Here is a 14,223-nt window from a genome sequence, read left to right as displayed (position 1 = left end):
ATTTTAGTTTGTAAGAAATCGTTATAATTTTGTGAAAAAGTTTTTAGAGGCTACGTTATATAGGAAGAACTTCCTCTTCTTTAAGGTTAACATGTCCTAAAAGGTAGATATTGAGGTTTTTGACTTGTGGATGGGCAATGTAAATATAGTTGAAATGATACATAGGGAACACCGGAATATCTTCTTCAATAAGTTTTTCGGCTAGGATTTAATCTTCCTCAGTGAATGTTGACCTATGGTATTTTCCTAGGATTTTGTTAAACTGTTTATTATTCCACCTTCCTAATTGATGGCTCGTCTCTTTATTTTCTGGATTCCCCATTATAGTAAGGAAATTTCTAGCATGGAGGTATTCTGCAATCCATTCTCCTACAGATAGATAAAAATCTCCTTGATTTCTTTTTTCTAAAAAACAAAAGTACTCAATACTTGGAATTGGTATGTGTATACCGAGAACATTTTTAAATTGTTGTTGTAGTGCTTGAACTACGAACGAAAAAATGCTGGATTCTTGAAGGTAAATAAGAGAGAGTTCAGCGAGTTCTTTTTCTGATAGAGTAGATTTTGCTTCTTCAAAGTATTTTTGGGCTTTTTTTCTCGTTGTTCTTTTCCTAGTACTTTTTGATTGTGGATTTCGGATAATTCCGGAGGTAAAAAAGAATGGGTAATTTTTGCTGAGTTGAGTAGAGAAAGGAGGGATTCTTTATCAATAGCATATGCTAAAGCTTTCCTTAGAGCTTTATTTTATAATACACGCATGTTTAGATTATAGATCAGTATAGAAGTTGAGCAAACTGGATGAATGTGTGTGATCTCTTTAGGTGAGTTGTTCAACATTTCTTTCGGGATTTTTGCTATCCATGGATTTCCTAAAACATCAATCAGGTTATTTTTAAATCATTTTTCTGCAGTATGAGAGTCTGATATGATTGTAAAGATTAGAGTATCGATTTTCACTTTGCCTGCATCATAGTAATGTATATTTTTCCGCCATTCTCAGGATCACATGATCGTTAAAAATGCGTTCTCGAATTAAGCCTTCATAAAGGGCTTTTGCTAGAGAAACATCTTTTTTGAGATAAGTACATCTGGGATCTATTGAAACAGAATCATACGATATTCCAATTCTTAAGCATCGACCAGTATTTTATGGAGAATGTCGATGATGAAACTCGTGAGAGCAAACTAGAAAAACAGAGGAAGTAAATTGCATAGTGTTTTCTAAGTCAGTGCACCACGGGATTGCCCTAAAGTTAAATAGTAAATTGGAGTTAGATTACTGCTTAAAAAAATAATTTCTAATTTTTTGATCTGTAAAAAAAGATTTTCTATTTCTTGTTCTGTTTTGGGCGAGGTTTTTAAGGTAAGCGTGCGTATTTAAGATCGACGGCTCCAGAGGCATTATGAATAATTTTTTCTATTGGAGATGTAGTGATGTAATCGTAGCTCATATGGTAGATAGGAATAATCTCTAGGTTTTTAATTAACCTGTCTGCTTGTGGGATTAACGGGGCGTTTGGGTAATAAGCGACTCCTGTTGCCGTAGCTATAGTAAAATCACACATTTGTCGTTTGGTTAGGAAAACATGGTATTCCAATCCTTCAAGAAATAACTCAATACCTACTGATTTACATTGTTCTTTAAGAATTTCTGCAATGCGTTGGCATCGTAAAATATTTGAAGGATAGGTTAGAGTCAGTTTTTCTGTGGGGGTAATGAGTTTTTGCTTTTTGTGTGGGTGCTGTCGAGGGGAGTGCCTAGATAGTGTATAGGCGGGATCTTGGTTGCCCTGTAGAGCATAACCTATAATTTCTTCTCTGTTAATCGCGGCTGCCAATCTATAGCGATTATGAATATGAGATAAAACTGGATCTTTTGTATTAAGTACAAGCCAAAAAGCTCCTTCTACGGGGTAGCAAGTGTAGTGATAGGGAGTATTTTCTTTCAGTTCCTTCGTCAACCCTTGATGCCAGGGTTGCCCTAACCAATGAACTTTCCCACGATTTTGTAACAGGGCTCCGGTATATAAATCCGGAATAACTAATAAGTTAACACAGGAGATAAGGACCTTGTCTTTATCATAGTAGTAAGGATTTTTTTCTAGTAAAAGGCAATGCCCGGGATTGTAAGTTATTAATTGGAAAGGTCCACTAAACATATTCAAATTTTCGGGGTTGAAAACAGAAAATGCTGGGAAAGCTAGTAATTGCAGTAGATTAGAATTTGGGGAATCTAGTGTTAAGGTAATGCTGGATGGTGAGCAGGCTTTAAAATCGATACCTTCAAATGCTTGGTGGTGAGGAGAGCAAGTTTTTGCATGTTGCCATGCTCGAGTAATATCCTGAGATGTGATTGGGGTGCCATTACTCCATAAGGCCTCATGTTTGATAAAGAAAGTATAGGTTTTTTCATCCGCCGATACGGTATAATGACTTGCTAGGGCAAATTCTACTTGATTATGTTTGTGAGGATTTTCTCTTGTAAGTCCTTCGAAAATGAGTTTAGATACAGAAAGATCTAAAGCGCGTTTGGCTTGTTCAGGGGATAAAGATTCCGGGTCGTCATGGATGGCAATCGTAAGGGTTTTTGATGATTTTAAAGCTGTTGAAAAACAGCCTCCTAAAATTGAAGACGTGAATACAACAGCAATCAACCACCATGTGTATTTCATAAAAAAAAGCAAATACCTTCAATGTCGTTTTTTTAAAGGAAAGACACTGTAACTTATTCCACTGCGCCATATTGATTTTATTGAAAATCTTTCAGAAGGATAAGTGGATTGCGGAACTTTCAAAATAGCAGGTTAAGATTTTTTAGTTTTTTGTTCAAAGTAATTTTGTTGATCCCTGAATTTAAATAATTTATATAAGAAAAAAAGATGAAACGAGTGTTAATAATCTGATAAGATTTTGCCATTGTTATGGAGAGGAAAACTTTTGGATAAAATAGCTTCGAATCGGCTTAAGAAAGAGTATGGGGTGAACTTTCTAAAAAGCTGGTGAGAATCAGAGTTGCAGCGATGCTATCGGTTTTGCCTTTTCTTTTTTTTCTACTGAGTCCGCAATCACCTTTTAACATGCGTTCTGCTTGTGCTGAGGAGAGTCGTTCATCCCACAAGATAACTTCAACAGGACAAGATTCTTGAATTAGAGAGGCGAGTTTGATTATATCTTCTTGTAAGACAGATGTATGTCTTTTTTGCATAGGGATGGGATTGCCTAGTACCACAGTAGAAACGTTGCGTTCATGAATAATTCTAACAAGAAGTTTTGCTGTGTCTCCTAGTGTTTTCCCTGTTTCTATAAACCCTATAGGTAGACTAATACATAGGGGATATGCAGCATAGGCTAGACCTATCCGTCTCTCTCCATAATCTACTCCAAGGAAAACTTTTGCCACTTGAGGATTAGACATAAGTTTTATTCCTAGAATGGAGAATTGCAGCTTGGATAAAACCCACAAAGAGAGGGTGAGGAGTGATCAATTTTGAAAGGAATTCTGGGTGAAATTGCACTCCTATCATCCAAGGATGATCTTTGATTTCTACGATTTCGCAAAGTCCTTGTTCTGGGCATATACCGACAATATCTAACCCGTGATCTTTTAATTGTTGTATGTAGTTGAAATTCACTTCATAGCGATGGCGATGGCGCTCCATGATGTTAGATTTTCCATACATCTCATATACTTTACTTCCAGGTGTTAATACGCAGGGATAGGCGCCAAGACGCATCGTGCCTCCTGTAGCGATTAATGAGGCTTGTCCATCCATCATACAGATAATAGGATCGGGTGTATCTTTATCCATTTCTGTAGAGTTAGCCTGTTCTAGATGGAGGACATGACGAGCATACTCAACAACAAGAACTTGCATGCCTAAGCAGATCCCGAAATATGGGATGCCTCTTTCTCTACAGAGCTTGGCTGCAGTAATTTTCCCTTCCCAACCACGAGAACCAAACCCTCCGGGGACCAGGCAACCATCACATAGTTCTAACGTTGCAAGGAAGTAAGGATCATCAGAATCTAAGGGGCAAAGCTCTACTGAACAGTTAAGGCTTAAAGCAGCATGAGTGATTGACTCGAAAACTGATTTATAAGCGTCTTGATGTTGTACGTATTTGCCTACTAAACCGATGCGCACCTTATTTTGAAGAGGATTGCGTAAACGTTTTATTAGCATTTCCCAATCACTTAGATCTTCTTTTTTAGTAAGCAGACCTAATTTCTCTGTAATAAATGAGCAGATCTTTTCTTGAGACAGCATCAAGGGCATTTCGTATATTGAATGTTCCACATCGACAACATTAAAGACTGCATTATTAGGAACATTACAAAATAGGCTGATTTTCTTTTTTACTTCCGAGCTTAGGGGAGCTTCAGATCGACAGAGAATCGCATCGGGAATAATTCCAATGCTACGTAAGCTCTGAACAGAGTGTTGGGTAGGTTTTGTTTTTACCTCGCCTGCCGCTTTTAAATAAGGTACGTAAGTCATATGAATGCTGAAGCAATGCTCGGCATGTTCGTAACGGAATTGTCGGATAGCTTCTAGAAAAGGCAGGGATTCTATGTCTCCAACAGTACCACCGATTTCTACGATTAATACGTCTGGATGATTTTCCCTAGCGCATTCTGAGATAACTTCGATGATTTCGTTAGTGATATGTGGGATAACTTGAACAGTACTTCCTAGATACAACCCGTCGCGTTCTTTTTTAATTACTCGGGCATAGATTTGTCCTGAAGTCGCTGTAGAATATCTGGATAGGGTTACTGAAGAAAAGCGATGATAATGACCTAGATCTAGATCCGTTTCCATTCCGTCGTGAGTAACATAGACCTCACCATGTTCATAAGGATTCATTGTTCCTGGATCGACGTTCAGATAAGGATCCAGTTTTAACATCGCAACTTTAAGGTTTTGTCGCTCTAGTAGCAGAGCGAGAGAGGCTGCGGTTAATCCCTTGCCTAAGGAGGATACAACTCCCCCTGTTAAAAAGATGCACTTGAATGGCATGTTAAATATTCTTCTACTTTATTTATATCTTCAGGATAATCAACTGAGGGGCTCTTAGCTTCCACTACACATACATGAATGGATCCACCGTGTTCTAGTACACGTAGTTGCTCAAGATCTTCAGCTTGGCTTAGAGGAGAAGGGGCGGATGCAATGTAATTGAACAGAGCAGGCCGTCTAAACGCATACACGCCAATGTGAAGATAAATTGGTGTCTCTTTCTTTAAAATGTGTGGAATAGGGCCTCTACTGAAATATAAAGCCTTTCCATTTTTATCGAAAACACATTTTACTTTTTGATTTGTTAAGATTTCATGAGAATCTGTGGTTTTAGCGACAGGAGTCACTATTTGAATTTCTGGATGCTCTTCAAGTTTCCTGACAAGAGCATCAACAACAGTATGACGTAAACAGGGCTCATCCCCTTGGATATTCACTACGATTTCAGCTTCAGGGAAATAACGGGATATTGTTTCTGCCATACGTTCGGTCCCATTAGCACAATCAGGACTGGTCATGACACACTCTCCGCCAAAATCTATAACATGATCCATGATGCGTTGGTTATCAGTAGCCACAACTACTTTATCTAGTGTTTCGCTTTGAATGATATTTTCATAAGTTCTTTGAATTAAAGACTTTCCAAGGATTAGAGCTAAAGGTTTCCCAGGAAATCTGAAGCTTCCCCATCTCGCTGGTAAAACCCCAACCTTCTTACTGACAAATATTTGTTCTTCCATAACCGCAGCAACTCCTTAGTGTCTAAGATGTTTTAACACTTGGGATTATCATCGGGGGTTTTATAAAACACAAGGTTTTTGATGATTTTGATTTTTGGTATTTTATTTATAATAAAAGTAACGGAAGTTATATCATTAAATTAACAAACGTATTTTATTTTTATTATGCTTTCAAAAGTCAGTAAGTTCTTATTAACCGTATTAATATCTCTGCAAACTCTGTGCCCTGCTTCATTAATTGCAGGTGAATCAAAGACAGGTTTTCTCTTTAAAATGAAGAACTGGTTCTCTGATAAGGAGATAAAAGACGGTGATGTGTCTGTTGCTAAGATCAAAGATAGCCTAAATTGGAAACGGTATGACTATACGAAAAGTTGTGGCTTTTCCGCGGAGTTTCCTGGAGACCCCGAACATTCAGGACAGGTCATAGAGATCCCTCAATCAGAACTTACCATACGCTATGATACATACGTTACAGAAACACAATCGGATAACACTGTTTATGTGGTGTCTGTGTGGGAATACCCTGAGAAGGTGGATGTGAGTCGTCCAGAATTAAATCTTCAGGAAGGGTTTTCTGGAATGCTACAAGCTCTTCCAGAATCACAAGTCCTATTTATGCAGGCAAAAGAAATACAGGGACATAAAGCCTTAGAGTTTTGGATATCTTGCGAAGATATTTATTTTAGGGGAATGTTGATTTCGGTTAATCACACGCTATATCAAGTCTTTGTGGTTTATAAAAATAAGAATGCTAAAGCTTTAGATAAAGAATACGAAACGTTCATAAAATCATTTAAGATTACTAAAGTGCGTGAGGCAAGAAATTTAGATTTAAAAAAGAAAATTAGACTTTGAAAAACAAGTGTTGCTCTTTGTTATGAATAAAGATTCATAGAAGGTCTGCTCTTTCGAGTCTAGTTTTTCGCTACCTCTAGGGTCGAAAGAGCTGTCTTCACTTTAAGCTTTTTCATTCTCTTAAACGCTATGTCTTTCTATATGGAGCCAAAATTCTATAAATGGAATTTTATGGTTCTTCGAGTTTTTTTAGCCGCCGTTATTTGTTGTTCCTTTATCTCTTTAAAGGGCAGCTCCTATAGATATTTTTAGTGAGAAACTCGCCCCTTTATATTGTGTAGGTAGGTATTTTATCTTGTCTCTTCCAGAAGTGTCAGAGTCTTCAGACGTTGCGTGTCCTATCCCTTGGTTTGCTAACAGTAAGAAGACAGTTGAAGGAAGGATAACCTATTACTCCGGAGATTATTTTGGCAAATATTTCGTGATGTCTTCTTTTTGGCCCAATAAAGTTTCTGCTGCTGTTATTAGCTGTAATATGATTCTTAATCATCGAGTCGAGCTTATCTTGATCATAGGTACATGTTATTCGTTTTCAGAAACCTGTAGTTTTGGAAATGTTCTGATTTCCCATGGCTATGTTAATTATGATTCTGATGATCGTCCATTTTTCAAAAGATTTGAAATTCCAAATATAAATCAGAGCATGTTTGCTGCCAGAGAAGCATATAGGGAAGCTGAAAAGGCTGTAGGAAGGCGGTTTATTGCTGCGCATAAACGTTCTATAGAGGATTTATTAAAAACACATGGTTATCTCAAACCTATGACATCTACAGAATATGGTATTTCAGAAGGTATCATAGCTACTGGAGAGGCCTTCACTATGTTTAAAAATTATTTTTTTATCTCTTCAAAAACTTCATTCGGAAATTCAAGGTTTTGATAGTGCTGGAGGAGCTATCTCTCAGGTATGTATATGAATTTGATATTCCTTGTTTAGGAGTGCATATTCTTCTACCTCATCCTTGAGAGTCGTCGAGTAATGAAGCTTGGTTACACTTGCAAAGTGAAACTAGTAAATTTTACACGGATTCTCTATTGAAAAGTGTCCTCGAAGAAATCTGTTTAATTCACTAATTCGTTTTTTTCCTAATTCTTTAGTTGAGGTTAAATCTCTTAGTCATTAAGATGATTTTTCTTTTTCGATCACAATAAGAGAAGAATAAGCGGGGACTTAGCTTAGCTGGTAGAGCGTCTGATTTGCATTCAGAAGGTCAGGAGTTCGACTCTCCTAGTCTCCAAACTCGCGGTTATAGCTCAGTTGGTTAGAGCGCGACACTGATAATGTCGAGGTCCCAAGTTCAAGTCTTGGTAACCGCAAGCCGACTTCTCTTTAAACTCTGTGGTTTCTACATGTTAGAAGTCAAAAATCTTAGCTATTCTTATTCTGATAAGCTAATATTTGAAAATGCTTCTTTTACATCTCGTCCAGGAAAGATCACTATTGTTTTAGGTGTGTCTGGGACAGGGAAAACTACGTTATTCCGTTTAATAGCTAATTTCTTATCGCCAGCTGCAGGAGAAATTCTTTGGTTGGGAGAGCCTGTGCAACAAACAGACGTTGCTTATATGCAGCAAAAACAAACGTTGCTCCCTTGGCGAACTGTATTGAAAAATATTCATCTTAATTCTGAATTAGGGGTGAAAAGCAAGCGTTTCCCTATATTCCCTGAAAAGTTGCTTGAGGTAATAGAAAGCTTCAATTTAGGTGATTTATTAGATTGTTATCCCGATGAGCTTTCTGAAGGGCAGAAACAGAGAGTTTCTTTAGCTTGTCAGTGTTTATCTCCAAAGCCGATATTACTTTTAGATGAACCATTTTCTTCACTAGACATTACTACCAAAGAACAGTTGTATCAGTATATTTTAAGATTAGCAAGAAAAGACCGTAAAACGGTAGTTCTTGTTACTCATGATTTTCGTGATGTAGCTTTTCTTGGAGATATATTTTACGTGCTTAAAAATCATGGGCTTATTCCTGTATTTTTTAATGATGTAACGCGTTCTTCCGATAACGTCCATATGCTTATAAAGGATATCCGGGAGTGTCTTTCAACATGACGTCATCGTTATCAGGTTTGCCGAGTTCTGAGTTAAGTTATACCCTACTTTCTTCAGAACAAAAGCTAGCTCTTTATGGTGGTATTCACGCGCACCGTTGCAGGGGCGGCCCTCTTGTCATTATCGCTACAGTTGCCTTCGTCTGTGCCTTGGTGTTTTTATTGATAGGTTCTCTTTTGTTGGGATACCCTCTTCAGGGCTTTTGTTTTGTTTCTGACATATTTCTTCCGTTTATTCTTCCTGCTATTCTTTTATTAGTGCTCATTTCGTTTCCTTTAATTATATATGCTTTTCAGCATCATAAAGAAGCTTTAAGCAAGCATAAAGAATTAGCAGAAAGCAATTACTTACAGATTTTAAATTACTGTAATAGTCAGACAGGAAGGATAAGCAAAAAAGACGTAGCTAGGTTTATAGAATCTGAAGTTCTACTTACTGAATATACGTCTAGATTTTCTTATGTGACGCTATACCAAACTATGAAAGCAATTCCAGAGAAAGATTCTGCGCATTCTTCTTTACATGATGCTCTTATTGCGGAGGGCATAGATCGCGCGAAAGAGGAGATTTATGCAAGCGAATATGACAAAGAGAAACGTGATCGCTTAGAGGCTGAAGAAGAAGAGCGATCTGCAGAGCAAAGACAAGAAGAAGCCTCTTCAGAAGTTCATCCTTTACTAAAGTGATAAACATCACGTTTTACTTTTTCTGTATTATTTTCCCTACTGATAAGAAAATTAAAGCGAGTCCTGTGATTATGGTAGGAATGAGTATCGGAGCGTGTAGGGGAATATGAAAGAAAACAGGAGAAAGTAGGATCGCTGCAGAGAAAATCACACAGAGCCAGCGTAAATGACGAAGACTATCAGCAAAAGATAGAGTGGCAAGAACAATAATGAACCAGCAGCAGATATTCGTATAGTTTCTCAAGTTATCTGTAATAGCCAACTCATCGCTCACTTTGATAAATCCTATGGCCACGCAAATAGAAATCAGAAGATGAATAGGGAAAGAAATTCCCTGAAAAGCTTGCTTGCATGCTTTTATAAAGGGAAGGACGGTGCGCTCTTCCCAAAAGAGGGAATCCTTGTAGTATTCTGATCCAAAGAGAGACACGCGAATAAGTTCGCGCTTTTTACCTAGGAATCGTGCGAGATAGGAAAATGTTGCTCTGAGTTCGTCATAAGCAAAAACAAACGCCAATGCAGGTTGTAGGGTTAGGAATAAGCATAACCAGCAATCTAGAGTGAGTTGTTTAGTTGCAATGGGGATAAAGGTAAGGAGGATAGTAAATAGCAGGGTAATAGCTGTTGCTATGACGACTTTAGGACGTGTATGCCAACGACGTTCTCCTCCTGCTAGAGAGAGTACGATAAGTAAAGAATATGCGGTCATCATCAATGCATAAACAAAGAAGTCACACTCAAAAGTGCTTGTAGATATTCCTAAGGCAGATGCTGTTAAATAGCGCGACTGTAACCAGGATAATAAACTTAATATTAAAACAGCAGCACGACGTCCTCCTGATGAGGGGTTATAGGAAATTCCTTCAGGTAGAGTCGGGCCGACTTCTAGAGCTTCTGGACGTGTAGGGGGAATGCAGACAACAGCAAAGATGGCAAAACCTATAAGAGTATCGTTTGCAAAGACGATAGAAGAGCGTTCAGGAAAACATGGAAAAAGAGAAACCCAAATACCTACAAATACGCCAAACCAAAGCACAGAGCGCTTATAGAAAGAGATACATGCTAAGAGAATCAGTAGGCTGCCGCAGATCCTATTGGAAAGGATAACGTTAGGAGCTTGATAGTTCAGTGTGTTAGGAGTGGATATAAGCAATAATCCTAAAAATGCGGGGAGGATACTTAATTTAAAAAAACGATAACGGAAGTGCTTATAAATATTTTCTAAGGTTTCTTTATCCATGAAAAGAAAAGTAATGTAATTTTTCTTTCTAAATAGAGTGAGTATGATAAAACTAAAAGGTTTTTTATCAATGTAGGCATATCTCAATATGTAAATAAGAGAAGTAGAGGGAGAGGCCAGGGCATCTTGGCATAAAAAATAGTTTTCAATTTTTATTTTTTTATTTTATTTCTGAGTTCTGTGTGAGCCATATAAGATAAGAGAACAGTCATTGAATAAAAAGATATTAGTCATAGTTACCAGCGCTTTTTTCGTACTATGCTTTGGCATAATGGTTTATAAAAAGCAGACGATATTACCTCCAAAAGCTCATATTCCTACAAATGCTAAACATTTCCCAACTCTCGGTAATCTTTATGCACCAATTAATATTACGGTATTTGAAGAACCTTCATGTTTGGCATGTACAGAATTTAGCACCGAAGTTTTCCCCTTATTAAAAAAGAAATATATTGATACAGGTGAGGTATCATTTACGTTAATCCCTGTATGTTTTATTCGAGGTTCTATGCTTGCGGCTCAAGCATTACTTTGTGTTTATTATCATGATCCTCGTCAGCCAGATATAGAAGCTTATATGGAATATTTTCATAGACTGCTTATTTATCCTAAAGAGGAGGGAAAACGTTGGGCAACTCCTGAAGTGTTAACTAAGCTTACTGAGAATTTAAAAACGCATTCCGGGCGGAGCATTAACCCTAAGGGGTTTATGCAATGTATCGATTCTCAACAGTATGAAGAGCAAATTAAAAAGAATAATATTTATGGTTCTCAGGTGCTCGGGGGACAGTTAGCAACACCAACAGCTGTTGTCGGTGATTACTTAATAGAGGATCCCACGTTTGAGGAATTAGAGCGTGTTATTCGACAAATCCGCTACTTACAAGCTACCGAGGAAAACGATGATTAGATTCCTTCGTAATTATGCTTTATATTTTGCGTGGTTAATTTGTTGTATAGGAACAGTAATGAGTATTTATTACAGTTACCTGTTAAACATAGAACCCTGTGTTTTATGCTATTATCAAAGGATTTGTCTATTCCCTTTGTCGATTGTCTTGGGAATCGCGACATATCGTGAAGATAGTTTAGTAAAGATTTACGCTTTGCCTTTATCTATCGTTGGTATGCTAATTGCTGTTTATCAGATTTGCCTACAAGAAATTTCTGGAATGACCATAGATATTTGCGGCCGGGTATCTTGTTCAACAAAGCTGTTTATTTTCGGCTTTATCACCATTCCTATGGCGTCGGCATTGGCATTTTGCGCTATTTCTTGCTTATTGATTTTATCCGGAAATACAAAAAGGTAGATAAAGAGATGGTGGCATGAGAACAGCCTCTTTTCTTATATTTTGTAATTTACAAGAGGGATAATACAGAGAAGAGCATGGAGTTTATACTAGTTCATTAAGTTATTCACGGTTGACAACCTTTTCAAAGTTTTCTCTATTGTTTCTACTCAATCTATTTCTTCAACGCCAGTAGGAGATAGTTCTTGTAAAGCAGTGCCTACGTGATCTACTCGGCTTTGTAACATACCCCACCTACTATATTCTCAAACTGATTAATGTGTCTGTGAACACTCTCTTCATCGTTCTCATCTATATTTCCTATACTTGTGAACAATTGGCCTGTAGCTTGTATCACATTATCTGTTGCGTATGGATCTAGAGAAATGGATACTGTTACAGCCTCTCCTTTAGAAGGATCGCCTTGTATTGTAGTAGAGCATTGATGAATTGTTCTGGATTTATGCTAGATAAATCTAATGTGCTTGTAGGTTTCGTTGCGGTCCAAATCCTCAGACAATGCGGAAGTGGCTTTTTTAATTTCTATGATATTATCTGAGGAAAGAATTCTCCGATGTATTGAAAGATACCATTCAAGGGCTATAGGCTGTGTGCCTCCAATATTACGAACAACACCGGAACGCAATAATGAACAATATTGTGTTGTAGCAGATACAGAAGCTTGATTATTCGGGTATTTATTAATAAACGTAACTATATTCTTACTTTTATATCATGAACGGGAAACACTCGACTCATGGATTGAAGTAATTTCGATTATAAACGTGGTTATTAATCATAAGTTGTTAATCAATAATAACTAAGGGTTTTGACTATTTTAAAAGTCTTTGTTTTTGAGTGTGTTATTGCCCGCAACTAAGTTTGTCAATTAGGTATAATCTGAAATTTTCCCTAGCTTCGCTATTTCTTATATAGATAAAAGGGGGAAGGCATATTGTAAGGATTTGGGCTAGAGCGTTGTAGAGGATTTTCATAATTAGAGTAAGGATTCCTAAATTGCAAATTTCGATAATTGCCATGAGAGTGAAGACAATGTTATCTTTTCGGGTTATCTTCAAAAGTATCTGTAGACCACACATTATAAAGTTTCCCAGCTCCCCGAATGGTTCCTATAATGGGCAAAGCTTTCAGAACTTGAATGATTAGACCATCCGTATCTAAATCGTCTATTTCATCAGAAAATATCCAATCAATAGCTCAGTGTTTTAAACCAAATTGATCAAGGACAAATCCTAGTTTAAAAAGTTTCAGGTAGTTTTGTGTAGCTTGATTAAATTCTGTGTTATCGTGATACGTATTTATCAACATGAGTGACAACTTCCTTATTTGTTATATTTATAATCATATAGAAAAAAGTCGGGCCTTTTGTGAATAAGAAGAGAATGGGGATGACAGCATTCTCTCGTATCTCTTGTATATTTTTATAAGGCAATATGAGACAGGGTCTATTGGAGCTGCGAGCAAAACCTGAAATATAGGGAACGCCACAACAAAGAATATCTATGCAGTATGGTTAGTGAATATTACTTTATTCTTGCTGCTAGATATTGAGAGGCGAATGGTTTATTTCTGTTTATAAATTATTACAATAATCAACATGGTATAATTTTGAATCCGGTGAAAAACAATGCCTAGAGATTTTTCTGGATGTTTGCGAGTCTTGGTTTAACTGGCTAATAGTTTTAGATGTATATTTAGTGTGATTTGTTGAATGTTTTTGTGTTTAGATCAGGGAAAATCTTTCTGGGGAGGGAGTATTGGGAAGAATAGACGAAGCTATTTTGTATATTAGGAATTCGAGGCATTCCAAGAAATAGAAGGCCATAGTCATGGCTACTTTTAGTACTAGAGATACTATACCTAATCCTAGAATTTCTAGTGCTCCAGAGAGAGAGTGGAATAGGATATCTCTGCATCGATCTTTGGGATCTTTGGTGGACCATACACTGTATAATTTTCCTAAGCCTAGCGTATTGCCTATGATGGGGATACAACGGATGAGGAGCTCTTTAATTTCTTCAGCATTGGCTATATTGATTTCCCAATCTATAGTATAGGGCTGCATCTGGGTTTCAGATCTGATGAAGCCATCTTTAAGTAACCAGTGAACATTTTGGTTATCATAAAAGAAATCAGTATTATTTTTATATCTATTAATACAACAATCCATATTTATTAGAACATAGCAGCTTTGTTAAGAATAAAGTGGTTTATTTTGTTGGAAGACTGAGTTTAGGGGTGGTTTTATATTTAGAAAAGTTTGTAAAGGAATTTATGATGATTTTTAATAAAAATCAAATTCCTATT

At 37.0% G+C, this 14,223-nt stretch carries 12 protein-coding genes, 2 tRNA genes and 2 pseudogenes; 8 read left to right on the top strand and 8 right to left on the bottom strand.

Features of this window, described 5'->3' with window-relative positions; all coding sequences use genetic code 11:
• Positions 1-208: 208 nt before the first annotated feature.
• From E1N70_RS05285 to kdsB, 5 genes are all read right to left on the bottom strand, one after another.
• Entirely contained in the window at positions 209-640 is a 432-nt protein-coding gene (locus E1N70_RS05285) for an ABC transporter substrate-binding protein (protein WP_244201117.1), read from the bottom strand.
• A gap of 718 nt (positions 641-1,358) precedes the next feature.
• Positions 1,359-2,672: an ABC transporter substrate-binding protein gene (locus tag E1N70_RS04970; RefSeq protein ID WP_131744420.1), complete on the bottom strand. Its 1,314-nt coding sequence runs from the start codon at positions 2,670-2,672 to the stop codon at positions 1,359-1,361.
• A gap of 290 nt (positions 2,673-2,962) precedes the next feature.
• Entirely contained in the window at positions 2,963-3,415 is a 453-nt protein-coding gene (gene ruvX, locus E1N70_RS04960; protein ID WP_131744419.1) for a Holliday junction resolvase RuvX, read from the bottom strand.
• Complete coding sequence (locus E1N70_RS04955; RefSeq protein ID WP_131744418.1) at positions 3,408-5,021, bottom strand: CTP synthase; 1,614 nt, start codon at positions 5,019-5,021, stop codon at positions 3,408-3,410. The genes ruvX and E1N70_RS04955 overlap by 8 nt, the downstream gene beginning before the upstream one ends.
• Positions 4,997-5,761: a 3-deoxy-manno-octulosonate cytidylyltransferase gene (kdsB, locus tag E1N70_RS04950; RefSeq protein ID WP_131744417.1), complete on the bottom strand. Its 765-nt coding sequence runs from the start codon at positions 5,759-5,761 to the stop codon at positions 4,997-4,999. Before kdsB ends, E1N70_RS04955 begins: the two co-directional genes overlap by 25 nt.
• A gap of 165 nt (positions 5,762-5,926) precedes the next feature.
• Here kdsB and E1N70_RS04945 point away from each other — a divergent pair, with 165 nt between their 5' ends.
• From E1N70_RS04945 to E1N70_RS04920, 6 genes and pseudogenes are all read left to right on the top strand, one after another.
• Positions 5,927-6,619 (top strand): hypothetical protein, encoded by a 693-nt coding sequence (locus tag E1N70_RS04945; RefSeq protein ID WP_131744416.1) that lies wholly within the window; start codon positions 5,927-5,929, stop codon positions 6,617-6,619.
• 171 nt (positions 6,620-6,790) lie between these two features.
• Positions 6,791-7,693: pseudogene (locus E1N70_RS04940) on the top strand (5'-methylthioadenosine/S-adenosylhomocysteine nucleosidase family protein).
• A 91-nt stretch (positions 7,694-7,784) separates the two neighbouring features.
• Positions 7,785-7,857, top strand: a tRNA-Ala gene (locus E1N70_RS04935).
• A gap of 5 nt (positions 7,858-7,862) precedes the next feature.
• A tRNA-Ile gene (locus E1N70_RS04930) sits at positions 7,863-7,936 on the top strand.
• 33 nt (positions 7,937-7,969) lie between these two features.
• Positions 7,970-8,677 carry an ABC transporter ATP-binding protein gene (locus E1N70_RS04925; protein ID WP_131744447.1) on the top strand — a complete coding sequence of 236 codons (708 nt, stop codon included), beginning with the start codon at positions 7,970-7,972 and terminating at the stop codon, positions 8,675-8,677.
• A complete protein-coding gene (locus E1N70_RS04920) occupies positions 8,674-9,363 on the top strand; it encodes a hypothetical protein (protein WP_420836555.1) in 690 nt (229 codons plus the stop codon). The genes E1N70_RS04925 and E1N70_RS04920 overlap by 4 nt, the downstream gene beginning before the upstream one ends.
• Positions 9,364-9,376: 13 nt before the next feature.
• On the opposite strand, the gene E1N70_RS04915 is transcribed toward E1N70_RS04920, so the two are convergent.
• On the bottom strand, positions 9,377-10,603 hold the full coding sequence (locus E1N70_RS04915; protein ID WP_208638317.1) for an SPW repeat domain-containing protein: 1,227 nt from the start codon (positions 10,601-10,603) through the stop codon (positions 9,377-9,379).
• Between the two features lie 271 nt (positions 10,604-10,874).
• On the opposite strand from E1N70_RS04915, the gene E1N70_RS04910 reads away from it, so the two are divergent.
• Together E1N70_RS04910 and E1N70_RS04905 are read left to right on the top strand one after the other, a co-directional pair.
• Positions 10,875-11,513, top strand: a complete 639-nt coding sequence (locus E1N70_RS04910) for a DsbA family protein (RefSeq protein ID WP_208638316.1) — start codon at positions 10,875-10,877, stop codon at positions 11,511-11,513.
• Positions 11,506-11,916 carry a disulfide formation protein gene (locus E1N70_RS04905; protein WP_131744413.1) on the top strand — a complete coding sequence of 137 codons (411 nt, stop codon included), beginning with the start codon at positions 11,506-11,508 and terminating at the stop codon, positions 11,914-11,916. The genes E1N70_RS04910 and E1N70_RS04905 overlap by 8 nt, the downstream gene beginning before the upstream one ends.
• 842 nt (positions 11,917-12,758) lie before the next feature.
• Here E1N70_RS04905 and E1N70_RS05270 read toward each other — a convergent pair.
• A pseudogene (locus E1N70_RS05270) lies at positions 12,759-13,224 on the bottom strand (hypothetical protein).
• Positions 13,225-13,639: 415 nt separating this feature from the next.
• Positions 13,640-14,086 carry a hypothetical protein gene (locus E1N70_RS04890; RefSeq protein ID WP_131744412.1) on the bottom strand — a complete coding sequence of 149 codons (447 nt, stop codon included), beginning with the start codon at positions 14,084-14,086 and terminating at the stop codon, positions 13,640-13,642.
• Positions 14,087-14,223: the final 137 nt, after the last annotated feature.

This window comes from Chlamydia buteonis (assembly GCF_900634605.1).
GTDB lineage: Bacteria > Chlamydiota > Chlamydiia > Chlamydiales > Chlamydiaceae > Chlamydia > Chlamydia buteonis.
Note: the sequence above shows the minus strand (reverse complement) of the source record. Positions and strands in the feature narration are given on the sequence as shown.

Bases quoted from the DNA above. Each gene is read 5' to 3' on its own strand.
- E1N70_RS04970 (WP_131744420.1), bottom strand. From the start codon at position 2,672: ATGAAATACACATGGTGGTTGATTGCTGTTGTATTCACGTCTTCAATT.
- ruvX (WP_131744419.1), bottom strand. From the start codon at position 3,415: ATGTCTAATCCTCAAGTGGCAAAAGTTTTCCTTGGAGTAGATTATGGA.
- E1N70_RS04955 (WP_131744418.1), bottom strand. From the start codon at position 5,021: ATGCCATTCAAGTGCATCTTTTTAACAGGGGGAGTTGTATCCTCCTTA.
- kdsB (WP_131744417.1), bottom strand. From the start codon at position 5,761: ATGGAAGAACAAATATTTGTCAGTAAGAAGGTTGGGGTTTTACCAGCG.
- E1N70_RS04945 (WP_131744416.1), top strand. From the start codon at position 5,927: ATGCTTTCAAAAGTCAGTAAGTTCTTATTAACCGTATTAATATCTCTG.
- E1N70_RS04925 (WP_131744447.1), top strand. From the start codon at position 7,970: ATGTTAGAAGTCAAAAATCTTAGCTATTCTTATTCTGATAAGCTAATA.
- E1N70_RS04920 (WP_420836555.1), top strand. From the start codon at position 8,674: ATGACGTCATCGTTATCAGGTTTGCCGAGTTCTGAGTTAAGTTATACC.
- E1N70_RS04915 (WP_208638317.1), bottom strand. From the start codon at position 10,603: ATGGATAAAGAAACCTTAGAAAATATTTATAAGCACTTCCGTTATCGT.
- E1N70_RS04910 (WP_208638316.1), top strand. From the start codon at position 10,875: ATGGTTTATAAAAAGCAGACGATATTACCTCCAAAAGCTCATATTCCT.
- E1N70_RS04905 (WP_131744413.1), top strand. From the start codon at position 11,506: ATGATTAGATTCCTTCGTAATTATGCTTTATATTTTGCGTGGTTAATT.
- E1N70_RS04890 (WP_131744412.1), bottom strand. From the start codon at position 14,086: ATGGATTGTTGTATTAATAGATATAAAAATAATACTGATTTCTTTTAT.